A 3,407-nucleotide genomic window follows, 5' to 3' on the forward strand; every position below is an offset into this window, starting at 1 on the left:
GTCCTTGACTTCGTGGCCGAACTTGATGCGGCTGCGGATGTCGAACCTGTTCGCCATATCCTCGAGATGCCGGTAGATCTCCGGCGCGGGCGAATAGGTGCGTGACCATGTCGGGTTCTTGACGAACGAGTACGAGTACAGCAGTGATGGGACGTCGCAGCTGGCACCCGGATACGTTGTGTCGCGCCAGGTTCCACCGACTCGATCGGCGCGCTCCAGCATCACGATGTCGTCGACCCCGGCTTCGGCCAAGCGGATTGCCGCCCCCAGTCCGGTGAAGCCGGCTCCGATGATGAGCGCCGCGTGGGCGCGGTTGTTCGCCATGGTCACGCCGCCGGCTCGTGGGTGAGTTCGGCAACCCAAGTCGGTACCGACGGAAGGAGGGGCCGCGGGTATCGGTCGGAAAGCCACACCATCGAATTCGCCAGCAGGTGATAGGGGTGGCGTGGATTGGTGACCACTCCGGCATAGCGCCTCAGGAAACGATAAGTCGGCACCCGCCTGGTACGTTCGCCGCGATCACCAAGCTCCCTAAATCGTTTCACAGCCCTGTAAAGCCGCTCTGGCTCCATACCCATGGCGGTGATCTCGTTGCGGATCCTGTTGATCAGCGGTGCGCCCATGATCGCACCGATGATGAGACCCGGAGTGGCATTGTGACCGACGAAGTCGATCAGTAACCGTCGGATCTTCGCGTGTCCGATCATGTCGAGAACTTCGAAATCGACTACCAAATGGCGTGATTCGTCATTGTTGATCTTCTCGAAAACCTGGTGGCAAACGGGGTCGTGCACCTCGTCGAGGAGGAATTTCAATAGGGCGCCGTCCAGTGCGACCTCGAGCATCGGAATGACGGTGCCGAGCAGAGACAGTGGCATGTCGTCGGCCCAGCGGTCCAACCAGTCGATCGCCAGTCGTATGTTCACGTTCGGCTCGGGAATCTCGCGGTCCTCGAGCATGCCCCAGCGCTTCATCAGCGCCAGTTCAGCGTTGGCGTGGCGCTGCTCCTCGGCGTGGAAGTAGCGGTAGATCTCGGCGATGGTCGGTGTGGGTGCCTTCTTCGCCAGCGCCGCGAAGCCCCTGGCGCCGATGTTTTCGATCCAGCACAGGTCGGCCATGAAAGCCTTGAGCTGTGGCCGCTGTTCATCACTGATCATTTCGGCGCCGGGTGCGTCCCAATCGATATCGGCGAGCGCCCACTGGCGATCCTTGATCTTGGCGAGCATGGTTTCCATGTCGATGGCCATCGGGAGCTCCTTTTCGTCGGGTGATCAGGGCAGGTTGATGCGGGACACCAGGCCGGCCGCACGCGTATAGGTCTGTGGGGCCAGGCGTTTGATGTTCCAGCCGATCTTGGCGTCGAACTGCGGCATGCAATACAACTCGCCCCGGTCGTGGGCGTCCAAGCAGGTGCGCGCGACCTTCTCCGCGGATAATCCAGTCCAGCGCATCAGTTTTCCGGCCAGTTCGCTGGATTGTTCACTGATGCGGCCGGACTCGAGGATGTTGGTCTTGACGAAGGTGGGGCACAGCACGGTGACTCGCATCGGCGTGCCGGCCAGTTCGGCGGCGAGGGTCTCCGAGAGCGAGAGCACACCGGCCTTGCTGACGTTATAGGCGGCCATACCGGGCGCCGCACCGAACGCCGCCGCCGACGCCACGTTGATGATGCCCCGCGGTGCGTGCGACGGCTCGGCCTCGCGCAGGATCGGGGTGAACACGTGGCAGCCGTGAATGGGACCCCACAGGTTGATACCTAAGGTCCACCGCCAGTCGTCTAGCGGCGCTTCGCCGATGGCGGCACCGCCCGCGCCGACGCCGGCGTTGTTGATCACCAGAGTGGGTGGCGCCGCGAACCAAGACTGCGACTGTTCGGCCAACGCTTGCACGTCCGCGAAGTGCGATACGTCGCAACGGATTGCGACCGCTTTTGCGCCGTGCTGCGTGATGGTGTCTGCCGTGTGCTGCGCGGCCGCCTCGTCAATGTCACTGCACACCACCGCGCCACCGCGCTTGCCCAGTTCGATGGCGAAGGCGGCACCGATGCCGCTTCCGGCGCCGGTCACCACCGCCGAGGCGCCGCGGCTGGTTTTCGACCGATCGAGCAGTTTGCCTAGGGGGCCGAACATGGTCAGTGGACCTCCTCGGTGACGGCGCGCGCATCCTGCAGGGCATGAGCGATGAATCGCGCGACGTAGGCCATGGCCTTGGCGGCCTCGGGTGTCATGCGCGGCAACGCCTGAAAGACGTGCACCTGGTGCGGCCAGATCTGCAGTTCGCATCTGCCACCCGCCGTGCGGATGTCGGCGGCGAGCTGGCGCGCATCCTCCTGCAGCATCTCGGCGCCACCGGCCTGGATCAGGGTGGGGGGAAGCGCGGGGCCGGCGGCGACGTCGAGTGTCAGCCGCTGGTGGGTGAGTTCGACGCCGCTGTGATAGAGGCCGACCAGGCGGACCGCGCTCGCCGCCCGGGTGGCGGGATCGGGGCGGATCCGTTCGCGCGCGAGCGACAGCTCGAACGTTAGGTCGTACAGGGGTGAGAGCAACACCATTGCGGCGGGCGGACTGCTGGCGCCCTCGGGCTGCAGCAGCAAGTCGACCGACAGGTGACCGCCCGCCGAATCTCCGGCGATCACAATCTGTTTCGGCGGCACACCGCAGGTGTCGACCAGCCAGTCCCAGCCCGCGCGGACGTCGTCGGCCGCGGTGGGGAAGCGATGATGCGGCGCAAGTCGGTAATCGATGCAGAACACCGGAAGGCCGGTCAAGGCCGATAGCCAGGATGTCAACCGCCGGTGCGTCTTTGGCGAACACACGGCGTACCCGCTGCCGTGCACGTAGTAAATCGCTTCGGAGACGATCGATGAGCGCTCGGTCTCGCTTGTGGGTGTTCGTGGTCCATAGACCCATTCACCCTTGACGCGGCGGCCGTCGGGCAGCTTGACGTCGACAGATTCGACGCGGGTGCCCGCGAGCGAGGGGCCGAAAGTCCCCATGATCCTGGCGACGATCTGGCGCGATAACCACAGACCCCATGCCCGCTCGGGCGGAATCACGCTGGTGATCGGCCGAAGTGTGTACGTGCTCACCGCTGCCGCGCCGCGGGATCGCAAGGACCCGCGAGCCGGAACGCCGTCCGTCATACAACGCAGTCAACACCAAATGGTGACATTGGTCAATGGCAGATTTGACGGGATTCGGCGAGGGTTGTGTTGCCGGCTGTAGTTCTCGTCCGACTTGGCGGAATTCTCATCTTCGTGACGCCGAAATGGCGGATCCGCCACCAAGATGAGAATCTAGTTAGTGGGCCTAGGCATTGAGCATTGCTTTGGGCGGTACCCGCGCTCTCGGCCTCAGGCTGTTGGATTCGCTAAGTACGTCGTGCACCAGGGCAATTGGGGCCCACCA

General features: G+C 64.1%; 4 protein-coding genes. All 4 read right to left on the reverse strand.

Annotated features, from left to right (window positions below):
* Nucleotides 1–324, reverse strand: a 324-nt coding sequence (locus VFW69_RS06595) for an FAD-dependent oxidoreductase (RefSeq protein ID WP_526499377.1), incomplete at its 3' end; no start/stop codon positions are given.
* 2 nt (nt 325–326) lie between these two features.
* Nucleotides 327–1,247 carry a ferritin-like domain-containing protein gene (locus VFW69_RS06600; RefSeq protein WP_526499379.1) on the reverse strand — a complete coding sequence of 307 codons (921 nt, stop codon included), beginning with the start codon at nt 1,245–1,247 and terminating at the stop codon, nt 327–329.
* A gap of 24 nt (nt 1,248–1,271) precedes the next feature.
* A complete protein-coding gene (locus VFW69_RS06605) occupies nt 1,272–2,129 on the reverse strand; it encodes an SDR family NAD(P)-dependent oxidoreductase (protein ID WP_526499381.1) in 858 nt (285 codons plus the stop codon).
* 2 nt (nt 2,130–2,131) lie between these two features.
* Nucleotides 2,132–3,142: an alpha/beta hydrolase gene (locus tag VFW69_RS06610; protein ID WP_526499384.1), complete on the reverse strand. Its 1,011-nt coding sequence runs from the start codon at nt 3,140–3,142 to the stop codon at nt 2,132–2,134.
* Nucleotides 3,143–3,407: the final 265 nt, after the last annotated feature.

The sequence above is a fragment of the Mycobacterium sp. genome, assembly GCF_036273375.1.
Lineage (GTDB): Bacteria > Actinomycetota > Actinomycetes > Mycobacteriales > Mycobacteriaceae > Mycobacterium.